The organism is Mesorhizobium sp. M0778, assembly GCF_040320105.1.
Lineage (GTDB): Bacteria > Pseudomonadota > Alphaproteobacteria > Rhizobiales > Rhizobiaceae > Mesorhizobium.
In genome coordinates this window covers 118992-137734 of the sequence record NZ_JAMYPA010000018.1, presented here as the reverse complement: position 1 = coordinate 137734, position 18743 = coordinate 118992, and the positions used below count along the sequence as shown (strand labels likewise).

The 18743-nt window shown below is 63.3% G+C and carries 19 protein-coding genes; 6 read left to right on the top strand and 13 right to left on the bottom strand.

Annotated features, from left to right (window positions below; translation table 11 throughout):
* Nucleotides 1-324: 324 nt before the first annotated feature.
* Nucleotides 325-606: a hypothetical protein gene (locus NKI22_RS23255; protein ID WP_023721992.1), complete on the top strand. Its 282-nt coding sequence runs from the start codon at nucleotides 325-327 to the stop codon at nucleotides 604-606.
* Nucleotides 607-618: 12 nt separating this feature from the next.
* Here NKI22_RS23255 and NKI22_RS23250 read toward each other — a convergent pair whose 3' ends face one another.
* On the bottom strand, nucleotides 619-1599 hold the full coding sequence (locus NKI22_RS23250) for an AraC family transcriptional regulator (protein WP_023721991.1): 981 nt from the start codon (nucleotides 1597-1599) through the stop codon (nucleotides 619-621).
* Nucleotides 1600-1690: 91 nt separating this feature from the next.
* Between NKI22_RS23250 and NKI22_RS23245 the strand changes: the two genes are divergently transcribed.
* Nucleotides 1691-2914: an MFS transporter gene (locus NKI22_RS23245; protein ID WP_352515841.1), complete on the top strand. Its 1224-nt coding sequence runs from the start codon at nucleotides 1691-1693 to the stop codon at nucleotides 2912-2914.
* On the opposite strand, the gene NKI22_RS23240 is transcribed toward NKI22_RS23245, so the two are convergent.
* Nucleotides 2911-3258, bottom strand: a complete 348-nt coding sequence (locus NKI22_RS23240) for a GFA family protein (RefSeq protein ID WP_352816912.1) — start codon at nucleotides 3256-3258, stop codon at nucleotides 2911-2913. The genes NKI22_RS23245 and NKI22_RS23240 overlap by 4 nt on opposite strands.
* Nucleotides 3259-3377: 119 nt before the next feature.
* Between NKI22_RS23240 and NKI22_RS23235 the strand changes: the two genes are divergently transcribed.
* Nucleotides 3378-4673, top strand: coding sequence for an amidase (locus tag NKI22_RS23235; RefSeq protein ID WP_352958921.1), 1296 nt, complete (start codon nucleotides 3378-3380; stop codon nucleotides 4671-4673).
* 14 nt (nucleotides 4674-4687) lie between these two features.
* Here the strand turns inward: NKI22_RS23235 and NKI22_RS23230 are convergent, their stop codons facing one another.
* From NKI22_RS23230 to NKI22_RS23210, 5 genes are read right to left on the bottom strand one after another with little or no spacing between them, the layout of a single operon-like run.
* Nucleotides 4688-5071 (bottom strand): hypothetical protein, encoded by a 384-nt coding sequence (locus NKI22_RS23230; protein ID WP_023721986.1) that lies wholly within the window; start codon nucleotides 5069-5071, stop codon nucleotides 4688-4690.
* A 49-nt stretch (nucleotides 5072-5120) separates the two neighbouring features.
* The gene (locus NKI22_RS23225) at nucleotides 5121-6101 is read right to left on the bottom strand and encodes a hydroxyacid dehydrogenase (RefSeq protein WP_031194935.1); all 981 of its coding nucleotides are present in this window, start codon (nucleotides 6099-6101) and stop codon (nucleotides 5121-5123) included.
* 1 nt (nucleotide 6102) lies between these two features.
* On the bottom strand, nucleotides 6103-6819 hold the full coding sequence (locus NKI22_RS23220; protein ID WP_352483633.1) for a FadR/GntR family transcriptional regulator: 717 nt from the start codon (nucleotides 6817-6819) through the stop codon (nucleotides 6103-6105).
* A 1-nt stretch (nucleotide 6820) separates the two neighbouring features.
* Nucleotides 6821-7990, bottom strand: coding sequence for a mandelate racemase/muconate lactonizing enzyme family protein (locus NKI22_RS23215; protein ID WP_031194933.1), 1170 nt, complete (start codon nucleotides 7988-7990; stop codon nucleotides 6821-6823).
* Between the two features lie 55 nt (nucleotides 7991-8045).
* On the bottom strand, nucleotides 8046-8933 hold the full coding sequence (locus NKI22_RS23210; RefSeq protein ID WP_023721982.1) for a sugar phosphate isomerase/epimerase family protein: 888 nt from the start codon (nucleotides 8931-8933) through the stop codon (nucleotides 8046-8048).
* 393 nt (nucleotides 8934-9326) lie between these two features.
* On the opposite strand from NKI22_RS23210, the gene NKI22_RS23205 reads away from it, so the two are divergent.
* From NKI22_RS23205 to NKI22_RS23195, 3 genes are all read left to right on the top strand, one after another.
* Complete coding sequence (locus NKI22_RS23205; RefSeq protein WP_031194931.1) at nucleotides 9327-10382, top strand: sugar phosphate isomerase/epimerase family protein; 1056 nt, start codon at nucleotides 9327-9329, stop codon at nucleotides 10380-10382.
* A gap of 154 nt (nucleotides 10383-10536) precedes the next feature.
* Nucleotides 10537-11724 (top strand): Gfo/Idh/MocA family protein, encoded by a 1188-nt coding sequence (locus tag NKI22_RS23200; RefSeq protein ID WP_352816908.1) that lies wholly within the window; start codon nucleotides 10537-10539, stop codon nucleotides 11722-11724.
* Nucleotides 11725-11947: 223 nt separating this feature from the next.
* Nucleotides 11948-12799 (top strand): sugar phosphate isomerase/epimerase family protein, encoded by an 852-nt coding sequence (locus NKI22_RS23195; RefSeq protein WP_352816906.1) that lies wholly within the window; start codon nucleotides 11948-11950, stop codon nucleotides 12797-12799.
* Nucleotides 12800-12822: 23 nt separating this feature from the next.
* On the opposite strand, the gene phnE (NKI22_RS23190) is transcribed toward NKI22_RS23195, so the two are convergent.
* The 6 genes from phnE (NKI22_RS23190) to phnL form a co-directional block, all read right to left on the bottom strand.
* Nucleotides 12823-14190: a phosphonate ABC transporter, permease protein PhnE gene (gene phnE / locus NKI22_RS23190; RefSeq protein ID WP_352856941.1), complete on the bottom strand. Its 1368-nt coding sequence runs from the start codon at nucleotides 14188-14190 to the stop codon at nucleotides 12823-12825.
* Between the two features lie 2 nt (nucleotides 14191-14192).
* Nucleotides 14193-15149, bottom strand: a complete 957-nt coding sequence (gene phnE / locus NKI22_RS23185) for a phosphonate ABC transporter, permease protein PhnE (RefSeq protein WP_352592799.1) — start codon at nucleotides 15147-15149, stop codon at nucleotides 14193-14195.
* A gap of 52 nt (nucleotides 15150-15201) precedes the next feature.
* On the bottom strand, nucleotides 15202-16110 hold the full coding sequence (phnD, locus tag NKI22_RS23180) for a phosphonate ABC transporter substrate-binding protein (RefSeq protein WP_023721976.1): 909 nt from the start codon (nucleotides 16108-16110) through the stop codon (nucleotides 15202-15204).
* Between the two features lie 87 nt (nucleotides 16111-16197).
* A complete protein-coding gene (phnC, locus tag NKI22_RS23175) occupies nucleotides 16198-17046 on the bottom strand; it encodes a phosphonate ABC transporter ATP-binding protein (protein WP_352816900.1) in 849 nt (282 codons plus the stop codon).
* Nucleotides 17047-17267: 221 nt separating this feature from the next.
* A complete protein-coding gene (locus NKI22_RS23170) occupies nucleotides 17268-17885 on the bottom strand; it encodes a DapH/DapD/GlmU-related protein (protein WP_352483629.1) in 618 nt (205 codons plus the stop codon).
* Nucleotides 17882-18589, bottom strand: coding sequence for a phosphonate C-P lyase system protein PhnL (phnL, locus tag NKI22_RS23165; RefSeq protein WP_023721973.1), 708 nt, complete (start codon nucleotides 18587-18589; stop codon nucleotides 17882-17884). The genes NKI22_RS23170 and phnL overlap by 4 nt, the downstream gene beginning before the upstream one ends.
* Between the last annotated feature and the right edge of the window lie 154 nt (nucleotides 18590-18743).

Here is an 18743-nt window from a genome sequence, read left to right as displayed (position 1 = left end):
ACCCCACCCGTTCACTCTATCCACCCCCCCCCCCCCCGTGGTGGTGGTTAAGGCCCGCAGGCGGCAACCCACTTTGGCCTCGAAACGACGGAAAATCATAAGACAAGCGGGATGCGTTCAAATTGACCGTGCATCCCGCTCTATCTATCTGTTTTAGTCGCATTTGTGCGACGCCGTGTGATTCCACTTGGCTGCGAAATGCTCGAGTCTTCCCGTCATCCCCCGTACGGGGGATGCGGATGCTCCGATTTGTCGAATAGGCTGATCCTTTGGTCCCAAACGGGCTTTGAGCCCAATTTGGAGGTCCAAAATGGAGGGTTGGCTATGGGAAATCTGTTCCGCAGTTTTGCTGCGATCCTGCTTGTCGCCGGTATGGGATTGTCGGCCGCACATCTGGGCGAGGCGCAGGCAGCCAAGAAAGTTGTCGCCGGCGCGAAGGTCGACGCCAAGAAGATCAAGGATCTCAACGGCACGGTCAATCTGTCCACCAGTGACTGCAAGCTGTTGTTGAGCGGCACCGTTGTCGAAGTCTCGGATGGCAGGTGCGGGGCTTCCGGCAAATATTGCAAGAGCAGCGCCGGCTCGGCCTGCATCACCGAGCAATAACCCGGCCAACGTTTAGCCGGCCTGGCGGATCTCCGCCTGTTCCTCGGCCCGGAAATGGCTGGGCGGCGATCCGATTACCCGCTTGAAGGCGCGGCTGAAGGAGGCGTCGGATTCGTAGCCGAGGCGCGCCGCGACGACGGAAATCTTGAGCCGGTCGCGGACCAGCCATTGCCGCGCCTGGTGCATCCGTACCTGCGTGACGTACTTTGCCGGTGTTTCGCCGACAATGGTTGCGAAGCGCTCGGCGAAACCTGATCGCGAGGCGCCCATCATCTTCGCCAGAGCGTCCACCGTCCAGTCGCGGCTCGGTTCCAGATGGATCGCGGCCAGCACCCGGCCGATCTCGCGGTCCCTCACCGCCGCGATCCATCCGGAAGAGTCGCCGCAGCCGCGCTCGACCCATGAGCGGATGACGGTCGCGGCGAGCACATCGGCCAGCCGCGCCAGGATGCCGCCGGAGCCGACGCGCTCCATCGTCACCTCGCGGGCCATCGCCTCCAGCAAATGCGGGATACCTGGCTCATAGGCTTCCAACTCATGCGCGCGCATCACGTCCGGCATCATGCCGAGCAAGGGGTGCAAGCCATCGAGATTGAAATACATGCTGCCGAAAAACAGCAAGGTGCCCGGACGGCAGCCGGGCACGCCGTCGTTCGACATGCAATAGACACCCTTGCAGATCTCCTCGACCTCATAGCCGTGGATCGGCGCCGCCTCGATACCCGGCTCGCTCGCCAGCGTGTGGGCTGAACCGCGCGGCAACAACACCGCGTCGCCCGCCTTGAGCTCGACCCATTCGCCGGACGGCTGCAGCAACCAGCAGCCTTTGCGACCGATGAAATGAAACCGTGCCGCCGCCTGAGCCGGAAAATGGATGCCCCAGGGTTCCTTCATCTCGCAACGGCCGTAATCGACGCCTTCGAGGCGCAATCCGCGCAATATGTCTGTCAGCGGATCACCGGTGACAGGGATTTTGGACGAACGGTCAAGCATAATGGTGTTTCTAGCATGGAAACTCCGGACAGTCACTCCCTATGTTGCACTGCAGCCAGATGCTGCGCTGCAACCAGATCGGAGATCCCTCATGACCGAACCCGCGACAGGCGTCATGGACGCCGTTCTCGACCTGACGGAAACCGGCGAACGATCCGAGCCCGCATGGGGGGCGGTGGTCTCCTTGGCGCTCGGAGTCTTCGGCCTGGTGACCGCGGAATTTCTGCCTGCCAGCCTGCTGACGCCGCTTGCGCAGGATCTCGGCATCACCGAAGGCGCCGCAGGGCAGGCGGTAACGGCCACCGCCGTCATTGGCGCGATTGCGGCGCCGACAATGGCCATTGTCACCAAGCGGCTGGACCGCAGGCTGGTCATGTGGGCGCTGACGGTGCTGCTTGTGCTGTCAAATCTGGTAGCCGCGTTTGCGTCGTCGCTTCCCGTTCTTCTGATCGCCCGTATCATGCTTGGCATTAGTCTCGGTGGCTTCTGGTCGATGTCAGCAGCCATGGCGATGCGGCTCGTTCCGATGCGGCTGATGCCGCGCGCCATGTCGATCATCCTCACCGGCGTTTCGGTGGCGACGGTCTGTGCGGCTCCGGTCGGCGCCTATGTCGGCGACATCTGGGGATGGCGGACGGCCTTCATGATCGCCGCCGTGGTCGGCGCGCTAGCGCTGCTCGTGCAGGTGGCTACCATTCCGAAGCTGCCGCCGGCAGGTACGGCAGGTTTTCGCACGCTGCTGGAGGTGATGAAGCGGCCGATGATCAGGGTGGCACTGCTGGTGGTGCTGCTGGTCGCCTCGGGACACTTTGCCGGCTTCACCTATGTCCGCCCGTTTCTCGAGAAGGTGCCCGCGCTGGACATCGAGACGATCTCGCTTGTGCTGCTCGCCTACGGCATTGGTGGCTTCTTCGGCAATTTTGCCGGCGGCTTCATGGCGGAACGCAGCCTCAAGGCAGCCGTCAGCCTGGCGCCTCTGCTGATCGCGTTTTCGGCGCTCCTGCTGCTGGTGGTCGGAGGCTCACCCGTCGTGGCTGCAATAGCGGTGGCCAGCTGGGGCTTTGCCTTCGGCGCCGTCCCAGTCGGGCTGCAGACCTGGCTGGTGCGAGCCGCCCCCGATCAGGCGGAAAGCGCCGGCGGGCTGATGGTCATGACGTTCCAGGTCGCCATCGCGTTGGGCGCCGTCTTCGGCGGCCTGCTGGTCGACAATACCGGCGTTGCCAGCGCCTTCGCCTATTGCGCGGCGGCGACGTTGCTTGCGGCATTGGCGGCGTTCTTCCTTGGCCCCAAGCCGATCGACGACCCCAATTCCTAAACGGAACGGCCGTCGAAGTCGAAGACCGGCACGGCGGCGACGTCCAACGCCTCGATGCAATGAATGTTGATATAGGCACTTCGCCCGCTCCCTTCGCCGACATCCTCGGCGAAGGGGTGAATGCCGCAGCTGCGGCAGAAGCGGTGGGCGATGACATGGTTGCCGAAGCTGTAGCGGCCGAGATCATCGCCCCAGGCAAGCACCCGCATGCTCTCATGCGGCACTGCCCATAGCAGTGCACCCTTGCGCGAGCAGATCGAGCAATTGCACCGTACGGCTCCGGTCAGCTCGCCTTCGACCTCGAACGCGACCTTGCCGCAGTGGCAGCTGCCTTCGTAGAGCATCGGGCCTTCCTCCTTCGGTTCGACAGGTGCAAACCTGACCGTGCCGGGCTATGTCTCCTGCGGCCAGTTTGTGGCTGCTACATTAAGACGTTGCAAGCGTGCGGAGTCCGACACCGAAAATGCAATCAGCCCGTGATCGCCTCGAAGCAATTGTTTCGCGTCTTGCTGCTCGCGTGGGCGATGAGAGCGTTTTCGCAAAGCTCTATCCTGAAGCAGCACGGGCGGCGGCCGACGCCGCCGATGCGCGGCGAAAAGCCGGCGTCACGCTCGGGCCGCTCGATGGGGCTATCGTCTCGATCAAGGATCTGTTCGATGTCGCCGGCGAGCCGACGACGGCGGGCTCGCTGCTGCTCGCCACGGCAGCGCCGGCGTTGCGGGATGCCATTGTCGTGGAACGGTTGCGCCAGGCCGGTGCGGTCATCCTCGGCAAGACCAACATGACCGAGTTCGCCTTCACCGCGATCGGCGTCAACCCACATTACGGCACGCCCGGCAATGCAAGTGATGCCCGCCGTATTCCGGGCGGCTCGTCCTCAGGCGCCGCGGTTTCGGTCGGCGAAGGCACCAGCGAAATCTCCATCGGTTCCGATACCGGCGGATCGGTGCGCATTCCGGCATCGTTGAATGGCGTCGTCGGTTTCAAGCCGACGGCGCGGCGCGTGCCGCTCGCGGGTGCGTTTCCGCTGTCGGCCACGCTGGACTCGATCGGTCCGCTGGCCCGCACCGTCGCCGAATGTGCGGCGGCCGACGCAGTGATGGCGGGCGAAAACCTGGCGGCACTGTTGCCGCTTCCGCTGGACGGCCTGCGCATCGGTATTCCGCGCGGCGTGCTGTTCGATGATACGGAGGAAGAGGTCGCGACGACGTTCGACCGGTGTCTTCGCAAGATGGAGCTTAGCGGCGCACGGCTTGTGGAGTTGTCGATCGACGACCTGCTTGTCGATCTGCGCGCGGCAACCAAACGCGCCTCGATCGCGGCAATGGAAGGGGCGGAGATCCATGCCGACTGGCTGGCGACGGGAGCGACGATGCCGGTCGACCCGCGGGTAAGCGGGCCATTGTCGCGCGCCGCCGCCATTCCGGCCCCGGTCTATATCAGAGCAATGCGCCGTCGCGCAGCACTTGCCGCCGCGATGTATGACCGGCTGGCGTCGGTCGACGTGCTGGCCCTGCCGACCACGCCGATGACTGCGCCGACGATCGTCTCGATGACCGGCGACGAGGCCCTGTGCGACAGGACGGAAGGCCTTCTGCTGCGCAACACGCAGGTCGCCAACCAGTTCGATCTTTCAGCCATCTCGCTGCCGATGCCGGGAATGTCGCATCCGGCCGGGCTGATGCTGGTGGCGCGCAATGGCCATGACCACCACCTGCTGCGGATCGCCGCTGCGGTCGAGGCACTGCTTGCAAATTGATCCGATAGCGCGTGTCAGCGCGACGAGCAGTGGCCGCGCTCGTTGTCCTTGGCGGTGCGCTCGATGCTGGTGGCAACCAGCCAAGGCAGGGTGTATCGCTTGCCGTTGAAGGTCCGGGTGCGGTTCTCGATCGAGCCGACAACAACGACCTTGCCGGCATAGAGCTTGTCCGAAAGATCGAGGCCCTTGTCTTGCTGCGGCAGGCGATCGATGTCGATCGAAACGCCTTTGACGAACTTGCCGGTGTCGAGGTCGAGCGCGCTGTTCGATGGACAGGGTGCCATCACGCAGCGCAAGCCGTTGTCGCAGAACACGTAGCTGCCCTGTCCGTTGGCCAAGGCATGCGCCGCCGCCATGCAGACACTGGCGGTCAGCAGGAATTTTGTGGTGTTTCCCATACCGGCAACGTCGCTGGCGAATTCGGGAAAATTGAGGCGTAGCCTTTGCTTAGAAATCGGCAGGGAACCGCCGCCGGTAGTGCTCGACCACTTCGGGATTGCGCAGATTAACCGGCAATCTGTTGGCCAGCACCAGCAAGGCTTCGCCAGCCGCGCCGACGCCCATGCGCATCATCGACTGTTCGGTGATCCCGGCCATGTGCGGGGTGACGATGACGTTGTCAAAGCCGAAGTAGGGATGGTTGGGCGGCAGCGGTTGTGTCGCAAAAACGTCAAGCGCGGCGCCGCCGATGCGGCCCTTCTGCAGGGCCTCGATCAGCGCGTCGTCGTCGATCACCGGCCCGCGCGAAACATTGATCAGCAGCGCATCCGGCTTCATCCGGTCGATACGTTCCCGGCTGATCAGCCCCCGCGTTTCGGGCGTCAGCGGGCAGCACAGAACGATGATGTCGCTCTGCTCGATGAGCGCATCGATCGACAAGAAGCCGACGCTGTCCGGCGCCGGCCGCATGCTGCGCGTCGTTGCCACCACATTCAGATCGAAACCATGGGCGGCGATGTGGCCGACCGCCTGGCCAATTGCGCCGAAGCCGACAATGCCGATCGTCTTGCCGGCAAGCTCATTGGCCATGACGGTGTGTTCGCGGCCGGCCAGCCAGCCCTTCGCCCGCAAGTCGCGGTCCAACACACGAAAGCGCCGAAGCAGCGCCAGTGCCGCGAACATCACATATTCGGCGACCGAGCGCGCGTTCACTCCCGGAACGTTCGCCACCAGCACGCCCGCCGCGTTGGCCGCTTCCATCGGTACCATGTCCAGCCCGGCGCCGTGGCGGATCGCGGCCCTGAGCCTGGTCGCGCCTTCGAAAAGCGCCGCAGGCAAAGGAGCGCGAACGATGATGACATCGGCGTCCCTTGCCTCGGCGGCCAGCGTGTGCGCGTCGAGGGCGGAAGCAACGACGAGTTCGCCGGCCCCTGTCAGCATGGAAGAGGCACGGGGGTGCAGTCTGTGTGTCGACAGGATCTTGGGCATTTCAGGCCTTTTCGAGCGCTGGGCTTTGCGGTTCCGCCTCACGCCCCTCGATCAGCCCCTTCCAATAGCTTTCGGCGCCTTGCAGATGAGCGCTCATCAGCGCCTGGGCGAGGTTGCCGTCGCGGCGCAGCAGCGCCTCGTAGATCTGGATGTGCTCGGCATGCGAGCGCACGCTGCGTTCGGGATCGTTGAAATAGATCGGCAGGCGCATCTCGCCCATCATGTAGTAGACGCTGCAGACATTGTGGAACACACTGTTCTTGGTCGCCCGCACGATCTCGAGGTGGAACTCGCGGTCTTCCCTGGCAAGGCCTTCGCCGGCCGCTATGCGATCCTCTGAGGCCTTCAGGATCTCGCGCAGCCGCTCGAAATTCTCCTCGGTGGCGCGGGAACAGGCAAGTTCGGCGGCCTTGATCTCGTGGATCTTCCGCAACTCGACCGTCTCGTAGATCTGGACAGGATCGAGCGGCAGGCCGGCGCGGGCGAACAGCGCCATAGCCTCGACGCTCGCCTGCTTTGTATCGATGTAGATGCCGGACTTCGCCCGTCGTTCGACGATGCGCATGGCCTCGAGAATGGCCAGCGCCTCGCGGATCTGACCGCGGCTGACGCTGAAATGCTCTGCCAGTTCGCGCTCCGACGGCGTGCGGCCCGTCTCCTTGTCCGAATGGGAGAACAGGTAGGCGGCGAGTTCCGCGAGAAGGTTCTTTTCTTTCATGTCAGCCGTGTTGCGCGTGCGCCTCCAGGAACCGCTCCGAAATAGTGAATCCCAGCCCGGGTCTATCAGGGATCGCTACCATACCGTCCTTTGCTTCGACAGTCTCTTCGATCAGATCGTGGATCATCGGGTTGGCGCCGAGTGAATATTCGACGGTGAAGCTCGCCGGCGAAGCGGCGCAGACATGCAGCCCGGCAAAAAAGCAGGGCGCACCCGCCCAAAGATGCGGCGCAAAGCGCAGATTGAAGGCGCTGGCGATGGTTCCGATCTTCATCGCCTCGCTGATGCCGCCGCAAAAGGCCGGATCCGGCTGGAAGATATCGGCGGATTTGAGCACAGCGAGGTCGCGGAAGGCATAGCGGGTCGCCTCGCTTTCGCCGGTGGCGATCGGGATCGAGCCGCAGGCGCGCACCTCGGCCATGCCGGGCTTGTCGTCGGCGATCACCGGCTCCTCGAACCAGGCGAGATCGAGGTCGCCGGCGAGATGGATGAAGCGCTTGGCTTCGGCCACCGTGTAGGTGCCGTGCGCGTCGACCATCAGGTCGATATCGGGACCGAGCGCCTGTCTTGCGGCGCGGACGCGGGCGGCGGAGACGTGCGGGGCGCCGTCCATGGCGCCGACGCGCATCTTCAGCGCCTTGAAGCCGCCCTTGGCGATGTAGGACTGCAGCTGGTCGCCGATGGCTTCCGCAGTTGCCCAGCCGCCGGAAGCATAGGCCGGCATGCGGTCCAGCTTGCGGCCGCCGAGCAGCCGCCAGACCGGAACGCCGAGCGATTTGCCGAGAATGTCCCACAATGCGATGTCGACGGCGCTGATAGCGGCGATGCTCATGCCGCGTCGTGCCAATTGCGGCATGGCGTGGCCGGCGCGGGCGGCGCTGTCGTGACGCGCGCCATTGTAGAGCATCTCCCAGATGACGCCGATGTCGGCCGGGTCGAGGCCGACCAGCTGCGGCCCGACCTCATGGTTCAGCAAATGGACAAGGGCGCCGTAGCTGCCGGCGCTGCCGGCGGCGTTCTTGCCTTCGCCCCAGCCGACAAGCCCGTCGTCGGTTTCGATGCGCAGGATGGCGGCGTCGAACGTCGCCACCTGACCGAAGTCGCTGCGGTGCTGCTTCGCGGCTTCGATCGGTATGCGAACCCACCAGGCTTGGACCGTCTTGATGCGCATGTTCATCCTCGGCCCGGCCGCGGTGAGGCGGAAGGGCTCTTTCCAAACGGCTTGGCTACTTGATCAGCGGCAGCAGCGTTTCCGCATTGATGCGCATCTGGTCAGTGTAGAATTTTTCCGTGAGCACGCTGGAGCCGTGGTCCTGAATGAATTTCAGCTGCTCTGGCGAGATGTCGACCGGATTGCGTTCGACCATGTCGGGATAGGGGGCTGCCGGCGTGCGGTCGACTGGGGCGACGAATTCATTGGTCAGCGCGCCGTCATAGCCGATCTCCTTCAGCGTGCCGACAATCTTCGGCCAGTCGATCTGCCCGAGGCCGGCAGCGAAGCGGTTGTTGTCGGCGACATGGAAGTCGTACAGGCGCTTGCCGACCTGCCGGATGGCGTCATAGACGTTAAATTCTTCCATGTGGATGTGGTAGGCGTCGAGGCAGACGCCGCATTCGGGGCTGACCGCATCGGCAAGGGCCAGTGCCTGGGCGCCGCGGTTGAACAGGTAGGTTTCGAAGCGGTTGAGCGGCTCGACCGCGATCTTGACGCCGACCTTCTTGGCGTGGGTGAAGCATTCCCGGGTGGCGTCGACCACCCATTTCCATTCCTCTTCCTCGGTGCCGTCCGGCACGACCTTGCCGACGGTGGCGGGAACCAGCGTGATGATCTCGCCGTCGAGCTCGCTGACCATGGTCAGCACGTCCTTGACATATTGCACCGAGCGCTCGCGCTGGCCCTGGTCCTTGGCGGCGAGATTGCGCTCGCCCAGCATCAGCGTCACCGCTCCCCAGCAACGGATGCCGTACTCGTTCAGCAGCGCGCGTGTTTCCTTGGTCTTGTACTGTTCGGGTTCGCCGGAAATCTCGATCGACTCATAGCCGAATTTCTTGATGCGCTTGAGCGTCGTTTCCAGCGGCTCCGCCCGCATCCAATTGTGCGTCGAAAGATGCATGGTCTATCCTTCCCAGAATCGCCTGTACCAGTTCGCCTGCGACGCACTCTGCCGAAGTGCGCTGCATGATTCCTCCCCAAGGCCTCCCAGCATTTTTTGGCAAACTGGTTCGACCAATTGGGCTTGATGGGAGGTCTACAGTAATTTCATCTGGACGGCAAGAAGTGCTACCATCAAGCGCCGTCTCTTGCTTACAGCATTGATTACGTTGAATTATGTTGGGCAGCTCGGCATGGTTGCAGGACTGCGGCCGCGCGTCAAATGGCTTGACCAGATTTCGGCATTTGGTAATACCAGAATAGCGGCGCCGAGCGCGCTGTGCAAAGAGACCAAAGAGGCTGGCCCTGTTTTCAATCGGCGCTATGCTTGGTCGCGAAACATAGGGAGATGCCGATGCCGACGACGATGAAGGGGCCTGGTCTGTTCCTGGCGCAGTTTGCGGGCGACGCCGCTCCGTTCAACTCGCTGGCCTCGATCACCAAATGGGCGGCCGGTCTGGGCTACAAGGGCGTGCAGATCCCGACATGGGACGCCCGGCTGTTCGATCTCGAGAAGGCAGCGTCGTCGAAGGCCTATTGCGACGAGGTGAAGGGCATCTGCGCCGATGCCGGCGTCGAGATCACTGAACTGTCGACGCATCTGCAGGGTCAGCTGGTGGCGGTGCATCCGGCCTACGACGCACAATTCGACGGCTTCGCTCCACCTGCGGTGCACAACAATCCAAAAGCCAGGCAGCAATGGGCGGTCGAGCAGATGAAGTTCGGCGCCAAGGCGTCGAAGAATCTCGGGCTCAAGGCGTCGGTGTCGTTTTGCGGGGCGTTGGCCTTCCCTTACCTCTACCCGTGGCCGCAGCGGCCGGCGGGATTGATCGAGGAAGCATTTGCCGAACTCGGCAAGCGCTGGAAGCCGATCCTCGACGTCTATGACGAGAACGGCGTCGATGTCGGCTACGAAATCCATCCGGGCGAGGACGTGTTCGACGGCGCGACATTCGAGATGTTCCTCGATGCGGTCGGCGGCCACAAGCGCTGCAACATCAACTACGACCCGTCGCACTTCCTGCTGCAGCAGCTCGATTATCTCGAATTCATCGACATCTACCACGAGCGGATCAAGGCGTTCCACGTCAAGGATGCCGAGTTCAATCCGACCGGGCGGCAAGGCGTCTATTCGGGCTACCAGAGCTGGACCAACCGTGCCGGGCGGTTCCGCTCGCTCGGCGACGGACAGGTGGATTTCGGCGGCATCTTCTCCAAGCTTACCCAATACAACTATGATTCATGGGCGGTGCTGGAATGGGAATGCTGCCTGAAGCACCCGGAGGATGGTGCTGCCGAGGGCGCTCCCTTCATCCAGCATCATATCATCAGGGTTACGGAAAAGGCATTCGACGATTTCGCCGGCGGCACGACCGACAAAAAGGTGCTGCGCGGGATGATGGGGATCTAACACAGCTTTCCCTCCCCCTTGAGGGGAGGGTCGATCCGCGCAGCGGATCGGGGTGGGGTCGCTGGGTTGAGCTCGGCATTGACCGACCCTCCCGGCCCTTCGGGCCACCCTCCCTCAAGGGGGAGGGGTATCTCAGACAACGAGGGAGAAAATCATGGTCGGCGCATCGAAGGCGGAAACCGGGGGCGGTCCGATCCGCTACGGCATGGTTGGCGGCGGACAAGGCGCCTTTATCGGCGCGGTGCACCGCATCGCGGCGCGCATGGACAACGAGTTCGTGCTGGTCGCCGGCGCGCTGTCATCGAATCCGGAGCGCGCCAAGGCCTCGGCGGCCGAGCTTGGGCTCGATCCGGCACGCAGCTACGGCTCCTATGCCGAGATGGCCAAGGCGGAGGCCAAGCGGCCGGACGGCATCGAGGTGGTCGCCATCGTCACGCCGAACAATGTGCACGTGCCGGCTGCCAAGGCTTTTCTCGAGGCCGGCATCCACGTCATCTGCGACAAGCCGCTGGCGACGACGCTGGCCGAGGCAAAGAAGCTGGCGGCGCTGGTCGAAAAGACCGGCAAAGTGTTCGTGCTGACGCATAACTACACCGCCTATCCGATGGTGCGGCAGGCACGCGAGATGGTGGCCAAGGGGCAGCTCGGCGATATCCGCATCGTGCAGTCGGAATATCCGCAGGACTGGCTGACCGAGGACCTGGCCGCCACCGGCCAGAAGCAGGCTGCGTGGCGCTCAGACCCCAAGCAGGCGGGTGCGGGCGGTGCGCTGGGTGATATCGGCACCCATGCCTACAACCTTGCCCGTTTCGTCTCCGGGCTGGAGCTCGATTCGTTGTCGGCCGATCTCGATGCCTTCGTGCCGGGGAGGCTGCTCGACGACAACATCAATGTGCTGCTGCGCTTCAAGCCGGTCGGCGGGTCGCACCCGGCCAAGGGCATGGTCTGGGCCAGCCAGGTGGCGCCCGGCCACGAGAACGGGCTGAAATTGCGTATCTACGGCTCGAAGGGCGGGCTCGAATGGGTGCAGGCCGAGCCGAACTATCTCTGGTACACGCCGTTCGGCGAGCCGAAGCAGTTGATTACCCGAAATGGCGCCGGCGCGCTCCCCGTCGCGGGGCGCGTCAGCCGCGTCCCGCCAGGGCATCCGGAAGGCTATCTCGAAGGTTTCGCCAACATCTACCAGGAAGCCGCGCGGGCTATTCGTGCGGCGCGCCGGACGGGCGGCAAGCCGGCTAAGGATGTCGTCTTCCCAACCGTGCAAGACGGCGTCGAAGGCATGGCCTTCATCGAAGCCTGCGTGAAGTCGTCGAAGAAGAACGGGGCGTGGACGAAACTCTAATCGCTGCGCCCGGTTAAGGGTGTCCCCCCTCACTCGGATTGCCAGCCGAATTGCAAGGGCAATTCGGGGCAATCCGACTTCTCCCCCAGGGGAGAGGAGATCGCCAGCGCTGCGTCTGACTCTTCTCCCCAGCGGGGAGAAGGTGGCCGCGAAGCGGCCGGATGAGGGGCTTATAGCGAAGTCGGCGGAGGAGCCAGCCGGCCGTCAAAGGGGAGGGGCGTAGATGAAGATCGGCATGTGCATGCTGTTGTGGACGACGGCCGTGTCGAAAAAACACGAGCCGCTGTTGAGAGACATCAAGGCGACCGGCTTCGACGGCGTCGAGATACCGGTCTTCTCCGGCACGCCGGACGACTACAGGAAACTCGGCGAGCTGCTCGACCGTATCGGGCTGCAACGCACCGCCGTCTCGGCGATGGGCGATCCGGCGATGAATTTGATCTCGCCGGATGCCTCGACGCGCAAGGCCGGTATCGACTACATGAAATCGGCGATCGACTGCGCTCAGGCGCTTGGCGCGAACACGTTGAGCGGCCCGCTCCATTCGACGCTCGGGGCCTTCTCCGGCAGCGGGCCGACGGCGGCCGAGAAAAAACGTTCGATCGCTTCGCAACGCGCCATTGGCGACCATGCCGGCAACAAGAGCGTCACCATCGGGCTGGAGGCGCTCAACCGCTTCGAATGCTATCTGCTCAACACGATGGACGATTTGTCGGAGCATATCGACGCGATCGACCGGCCGCACATCAAGGCGATGTACGACACCTTCCATGCCAACATCGAAGAGGCCGACCCGATCGGCGCCTATTCGCGCAACCGCAAGAACGTCGTCCATATCCATATTTCGGAGAACGATCGCGGCGTGCCGGGCCGTGGCCATATTCCCTGGAAGGAGACGTTCTCCGCCATCCGCAAGAGCGGCTACGACGATTGGCTGACGATCGAGGCGTTCGGGCGTTCGCTGAAGGATTTGGCCGCGGCCACCAAGGTGTGGCGCGACTTTTCCGAAGGCCCGGAAGCTGTCTACCGCGACGGCTACAGGCATATCAGGAGCGGGTGGAGTAAGGCGGCCTAACTGCCGCCGGCGCAACGCGGCCGTCACCCCTGGTCGGCCTGGATCCTGTTGTAGTCGTGGATCGTCCTGCTCAAGCGGCGGCGCAGGAAATTGGAAATGTTGTCGAAGATGAAAACGACGAGCAGGACCAAGAGCACCATGTAGAAGACATTGGCCCAGTTGGAATTGGTGCGCATCGCTTCCCAAAGCTTCAGGCCGATACCGCCGGCACCGACAGCGCCGATGATCGTTGCGCCCCTGGTGTTGGATTCCCACTGGTAGAGCGTCTGGCTGATGAAGACCGGAATCACTTCCGGCAGCACGCCATAGCGCTGCACCAGCAAGCCGTTGGCGCCGGTCGACTGGATGCCCTCGCGCGGGTTGTCGTCGATGTTCTCAAGGCCTTCCGAATAGACTTTGCCGAGCGTGCCGATCTCGGTGAAGAAGATCGCGGCGCTGCCGGCCAGCGGGCCGGGGCCGAAGGCGCGGGTGAAGAACAGCGCCCAGATCAGCATGTCGACCGAACGCATGAAATCGAAGAAGCGCTTGAGCACCTGACTGATCACGCCGCTCGGGGTGATGTTGCGGGCGGCAAAGAAGGCGAGCGGGAAGGCGACGATGCCGCCGAGCAAGGTGCCGAGAAATGCCATGACGATGGTCTGGAACAGCTTCGTCCAGACATCGCCATGCTGCCATTGGGCGTTGTTCCAGATGTTGTCGCCGGCCAGTGCCAGATTGGATGTGCCGGGCTTGAGCTGGGGTCCGGACATCAGCAACGAGACCACCTCGCCGGGCGACTTGCCGAAGAAGGGCGAGCGTGTGTCGAAGACGAAATTCGCCCAGCCGAGGAAGCGCTTGCGGACCTTGACGCGATCGACGGTTATGCGGACCTCGCCGGCAAAGCCCATCCTGGCGACGATTTCGTCGTCGTGTGCGGTGATCCAGTCCGGCACCAGGCCGGATATCACCGGCTTGCCGCTGGCCAAGGACACCGGCACCGTCTGGCCATTGGCGACCAGCATCGCCTCGGTCTTGTCGAAGGTAACCGATTTGGCCCGGCCGTCGATCAGAATGGTGTAGGAGCCGTTCGCACTGGTGATGACCCAGTCGGGATGAGGATCTTCGCCGAGCGCGGAAAAACGCGGGTATTTGGGCGTGATCTGAGGCTGATCGAGACGGAATTCCGGCTGCAGATCGTAGCTGATCCATTGCGTCAGAAAGAGCGGCAGGCGTTCCCAGTGCGATTCCCTCAGCACTTGCGGCAGGCTGAAGAACCACAAGGCGTAGAGGAGGTAGAGCAGGATGCCGGTGAACAGGACCAGCGGGCCGAAGCGTTTGTACAGGGGCCGCCGGAACACTTGGGGAAAGCGCTCTTCGATCGACTGCATCTCATCGGCGGTCATTGCGGCCATGCTCAGGCGCCCATCATGAATGCCTGCTCACCGACGAGCTTGCGCCTTAGCCAGGCAGAGAACTGGTCGACGAGGAAGATCGTCGTGAACAGCAGCAGCACCAGTGCCAGCGTTTTGGCGCCGAAGCCGCGCGAGATGGAGAGCTTCAGTTCCTCGCCGATGCCACCACCCCCGACCGCGCCGATGATGGTCGAGATGCGGACATTGATCTCGATCCTGAGCAGCGTGTAGGACGTGAAATTGGGCAGCACTTGCGGCAGGCCGGCAAAGCGCACGCGCTCGAACCAGTTGGCGCCGACCGCGCGCAGGCCTTCTTCGGCGCGCATGTCGATGTTTTCGTTGATCTCGTAGAAGAGCTTGCCGAGGGCGCCGATGGAATGCAGGCCGATGGCGATGATGGCCGCGACCGGGCCGGTCGAGAGGATGGCTGCGAAAAGGCCGGCAATGACGATCTCCGGGAAGGCGCGAAGCAGTTCCATGAAGCGCTTGACGACGAGCCTGAGCACCGGACTGGGCGTCAAGTTGCGCGCGGCGATGAAGGAAAAGGGCACCGCAAAGACGAAGCCGATGAAAGTGGAAACCAGCGCCACGTTGAGCGTGGTGAGCATCAGCTCGAAATATTCGGGTAGATAAAAGCCGCCCCAGAGATAGATGCGGCCAAGCGGGAAGTTGAACTCCTGGCTGCCTTTGTCGTGCGGCGATGCGATGTCGAACAGCGCGCGCCAGACGTCATTCCAGTCCTTGGGAACAAGCCAGCTAAGGAAATCCAGTATGTGCGGCAGCCGATCGAAGAAATGTCCGGCATTGGCCTCGTCGGCGAACCACATGGCTGTGCACATGGCGACAAGCAGCAAGCCGATGCCGAGCGCGGTGTAGAACCGGCGCAAGGACGTCTGGCGTCGCCAGGTGTCGGCCGTCCGCCGGGTCGCGTCTGAACGGATCGTGGCTGAGATGGTCATGATCGGCATGCAAAAAGGGCGGCGCTGGTAAGGCCGCCCTTTTCAATTGCATTCACCCGCCGATCGCCGCTTTGCGGGCTTCGACGATGACGCTGTAGAAGTCCGGCTTCACTGGAACGTAGCCGGTGAAATCGCCGCCTTCGATGGCTTCGAAGCAAGGCTTGTCCTTGGCCGGCAAGCTGGTGAAGAAGTTGGCGAGCTTGGCGCTCATATCGCCGCCGAGCGCGGTGCGCACGACCAGCGGGCCATTCGGGATCAGGCCGGAGCGCCAGACTTCGACGAAGTCGTTGGGGTCGACGGCGCCCTTGGCGACTTCCTTGTGGAAGGTGCCGGACGTGTAACCGTTCTTGAAGTCGCCGATGCCCGAGGAGTCGTCAACCGCCACGTCGACCTTGCCGTCGCGGACGGCGAGAAGGTTGTTCTCGTGGCCGCCATTGAACTGGGTCGAGGCGAAGAAGGTTTCGTTCGAAGCGCCGGTGTCCTTCGGGATCTGGGTCAGCGGGATCAGATAGCCCGACGTCGAATCCGGGTCGGCATAACCGAGCTTCTTGCCCTTGGCCGATTTGATGTCGGTGATGCCGGACGACTTCAGCGCCAAGCCTATCGAATAATAACCGGTCGCACCGTCGGTCTGCTGGGTGGTGAGGATCGGGGTCACCGCGTTCGGATCCTTGAGGTAGACGCTGGCATAGCCCGACGCACCAAGCTCGGCGAAATCGAGCGTGCCGCCGAGCAGGCCCTGGATGACGCCGTCGTAGTCGGCGGCCGGGAACAGCGAGACCTTCTCGAAGCCGAATTCGGACGTCAGGTGATCGGCGAGGCACTGAAAATTGCGCAGCCGGTCCGCTTCATTTTCACCGCCAAGGATACCGATGCGGAATTCCTTGATATCCTGGGCGTGAGCGGCACTGGCCGCGATGGCGAGCAATGAAACCGCGCCAAAAACCATCTTCCTGAACATTGGGTCTCTCTCCTTTGATCCGGCCTCGCGCCGGTTGCGATCGAATTTTGACGAGTGCCTTTGACGCGGGCGGCGATCAGGCCGTTCTCAATAACCAGGAAACGCTGGCTCGAGCGGTCCGGCGGATGCAGCGATTTTCTGTTTGATGGCGACACTGGTCGAGGTGATGGCCTCGGAGATTTCGCCGCCATTGCTGTCGGCGCCATAGACCATGCGCACCGCCTCGCGATTGAGGTCTTCGGGCGGGCCGTCGAAGACGACCTTGCCGGCGGCCATGCCGATGATGCGGTTGCAATAGTTGCGCGCCGTATCCAGCGTATGCAGATTGGTGATGACGATGATACCCTCGCGCAAATTGATATCCTGCAGCGAATCCATCACCACTTTGGCGTTGAGCGGATCGAGCGAGGCAATCGGCTCGTCGGCGAGCAACACCTTCGGCTGCTGCATCATGGCACGCGCGATCGCAACGCGCTGCTGCTGGCCGCCGGAAAGCGTGCCGGCGGGCTGCAGCGCGGTGCGGGCGATGTCCAGGCGCTCGAGGGCTGCAACCGCCTCGGCGCATTCGTTGCGGGAGAACATGCCGAACAGGTTGGACAGGGTCGAGCGGTGGTTGAGCCGGCCGAGCAGCACATTGGTCAGCACATCGAGGCGCGGCACCAGATTGAACTGCTGGAAGATCATGGCACAGTCGCGTTGCCAACGCCGGAGCGGCGAGCCGCGCAACCCGGAAACCTCGACGCCGTCGAACAGGATGGATCCCTGGCTGGGATCGATGAGGCGGTTGATCATGCGCAGAAGGGTCGATTTGCCGGCGCCGGAGCGGCCGATGACGCCGACCATCTGTCCTTGCGGGATCGAGATGTGAACATTGCTGACGGCGGTGTTCTTGCCGAACCGGCGGGTGACGCCGCGGATTTCGAGCGTAGCTGACATGGTGCAGGCTCCAGTCCAATCGCAATTGAAGGTCTGTTAACCCTCGCTAGCGCAGCTACGTGAACCTGCGGTGTCTGATTGATGTCAGTTTTGTTACCGCCCACAGCCTGGAGCGGGGCGGGATCAACTCGGCGCGAGAAGCTCGAACGGTGAATGGTGATAAGAAAGGCTTTCCTGAGCCTCGAAATTTATTCGCTGCCCGCCATTACCATTCACGATCCTTAGCCACCATACTTCTCCAGAAAAGCCTCCGCCGACAGCTCCCGGAAATCGTCGAGCGCGGCGCGCAGCCTTGCATGATCCCAATCCCACCAGGCGAGCGCCTGATAGCGCTCCGCGGTGCGGCGGTCGAAGCGCTCGCGGATCGGCTTGGCCGGTACGCCGCCGACGATGGTGTAGGGAGCGACGTCCTTCGATACCACTGCGCCGGCACCGACCGCCGCACCGTCGCCAACGGTGACGCCGGGCAGGACGGTCGAGCCATGGCCGAGCCAGGTGTCGTGGCCGATGGTGACGCGTTTGGCGCGGCGCTGAGCGAAGAATTCGCTCTCGTGCTCGGCGTCGTCCCAATAGTCGGAGGCGCGATAGGTGAAATGGTGCAGCGTCGGCCGCCAGGTCGGATGATTGGTGGCATTGATGCGGACGCTGGCGGCGATGTTGGCGAATTTGCCTATTGTCGCGCACCAGACGCTGCAGTCCTGCATCATGTAGGAATAGTCGCCGATCATGCTTTCCGAAACCCGGCTTCGGTCGGCGATCTCGGTCCAGCGGCCGAGCGTCGAGTTCTCGATCTCCGCCGTCTCGTGGACCAGCGGGGCCTCCGACAATTTCCTGGTCATGCGGCGATTTTCCCAGCGGCGAAGGCGGTCACGTCTATGATGCGATCGGCGACGGCTTCGCGCACGTCGTAATCGTGGAAGATGCCGAGCAAAGCGACGCCCGCCGCCTTCTTGGCGGCGATCAGGGAAATCACGACGTCCCGGTTCTTCGCATCAAGCGAAGCGGTCGGCTCGTCGAGCAGCAGGATCGGATGCTCGGTGATGAAGCCGCGCGCGATGTTGACGCGCTGCTGTTCGCCGCCGGAGAACGTCGCCGGCGGCAGCGCCCAGAGTTTTTCCGGCAGGTTCAATTGGGCCAGCAAGTCGCGTGCCTTGCCGCGCGCGGCTTCGCGCTCCTCGCCGCGCTCGACCAGCGGTTCGGCGACGACATCGAGCGCCGAGACGCGCGGCACGGTGCGCAGGAACTGGCTGACATAGCCGATCGTGAGCCGGCGCACGGCTAGCACGGTGCGCGGGCTGGCCGTGGCGAGATCGATGAGCCCGTCCTCGTGCTGGACGATGATCTGGCCTGCGTCGACGGCATAATTGCCGTAGAGCATTTTCAGGATCGAGCTCTTGCCGGCGCCGGACGGGCCGCCGAGCACGGAGCATTCGCCGGCCCTGATCGCGAACGAGACGCCGGCGACGACAGGCAGTTTGATGCCGTCGCGCAGATGCATGGTGAAGCTCTTGGCGACATCGGAGACGACGAGCGGGGTTGCCATCAGAAGGTCCTCCAATCGCCATTCGTTTGCGGGCCAACACCCCCCTCTGGCCTGCCGGCCATCTCCCCCTCAGGGGGGGAGATTGGCTGTCGCATTCGGTTTCGCCATTCTCCTGTGTCGCAGAACGGGCGGGACATAAAAGCTGCCGATCTCC

What these genes read in the sequence shown, in the direction of transcription:
- NKI22_RS23255 (WP_023721992.1), top strand. Translation starts at nt 325, where the DNA reads ATGGGAAATCTGTTCCGCAGTTTTGCTGCGATCCTGCTTGTCGCCGGT.
- NKI22_RS23250 (WP_023721991.1), bottom strand. Translation starts at nt 1,599, where the DNA reads ATGCTTGACCGTTCGTCCAAAATCCCTGTCACCGGTGATCCGCTGACA.
- NKI22_RS23245 (WP_352515841.1), top strand. Translation starts at nt 1,691, where the DNA reads ATGACCGAACCCGCGACAGGCGTCATGGACGCCGTTCTCGACCTGACG.
- NKI22_RS23240 (WP_352816912.1), bottom strand. Translation starts at nt 3,258, where the DNA reads ATGCTCTACGAAGGCAGCTGCCACTGCGGCAAGGTCGCGTTCGAGGTC.
- NKI22_RS23235 (WP_352958921.1), top strand. Translation starts at nt 3,378, where the DNA reads ATGCAATCAGCCCGTGATCGCCTCGAAGCAATTGTTTCGCGTCTTGCT.
- NKI22_RS23230 (WP_023721986.1), bottom strand. Translation starts at nt 5,071, where the DNA reads ATGGGAAACACCACAAAATTCCTGCTGACCGCCAGTGTCTGCATGGCG.
- NKI22_RS23225 (WP_031194935.1), bottom strand. Translation starts at nt 6,101, where the DNA reads ATGCCCAAGATCCTGTCGACACACAGACTGCACCCCCGTGCCTCTTCC.
- NKI22_RS23220 (WP_352483633.1), bottom strand. Translation starts at nt 6,819, where the DNA reads ATGAAAGAAAAGAACCTTCTCGCGGAACTCGCCGCCTACCTGTTCTCC.
- NKI22_RS23215 (WP_031194933.1), bottom strand. Translation starts at nt 7,990, where the DNA reads ATGCGCATCAAGACGGTCCAAGCCTGGTGGGTTCGCATACCGATCGAA.
- NKI22_RS23210 (WP_023721982.1), bottom strand. Translation starts at nt 8,933, where the DNA reads ATGCATCTTTCGACGCACAATTGGATGCGGGCGGAGCCGCTGGAAACG.
- NKI22_RS23205 (WP_031194931.1), top strand. Translation starts at nt 9,327, where the DNA reads ATGCCGACGACGATGAAGGGGCCTGGTCTGTTCCTGGCGCAGTTTGCG.
- NKI22_RS23200 (WP_352816908.1), top strand. Translation starts at nt 10,537, where the DNA reads ATGGTCGGCGCATCGAAGGCGGAAACCGGGGGCGGTCCGATCCGCTAC.
- NKI22_RS23195 (WP_352816906.1), top strand. Translation starts at nt 11,948, where the DNA reads ATGAAGATCGGCATGTGCATGCTGTTGTGGACGACGGCCGTGTCGAAA.
- phnE (WP_352856941.1), bottom strand. Translation starts at nt 14,190, where the DNA reads ATGGCCGCAATGACCGCCGATGAGATGCAGTCGATCGAAGAGCGCTTT.
- phnE (WP_352592799.1), bottom strand. Translation starts at nt 15,149, where the DNA reads ATGACCATCTCAGCCACGATCCGTTCAGACGCGACCCGGCGGACGGCC.
- phnD (WP_023721976.1), bottom strand. Translation starts at nt 16,110, where the DNA reads ATGTTCAGGAAGATGGTTTTTGGCGCGGTTTCATTGCTCGCCATCGCG.
- phnC (WP_352816900.1), bottom strand. Translation starts at nt 17,046, where the DNA reads ATGTCAGCTACGCTCGAAATCCGCGGCGTCACCCGCCGGTTCGGCAAG.
- NKI22_RS23170 (WP_352483629.1), bottom strand. Translation starts at nt 17,885, where the DNA reads ATGACCAGGAAATTGTCGGAGGCCCCGCTGGTCCACGAGACGGCGGAG.
- phnL (WP_023721973.1), bottom strand. Translation starts at nt 18,589, where the DNA reads ATGGCAACCCCGCTCGTCGTCTCCGATGTCGCCAAGAGCTTCACCATG.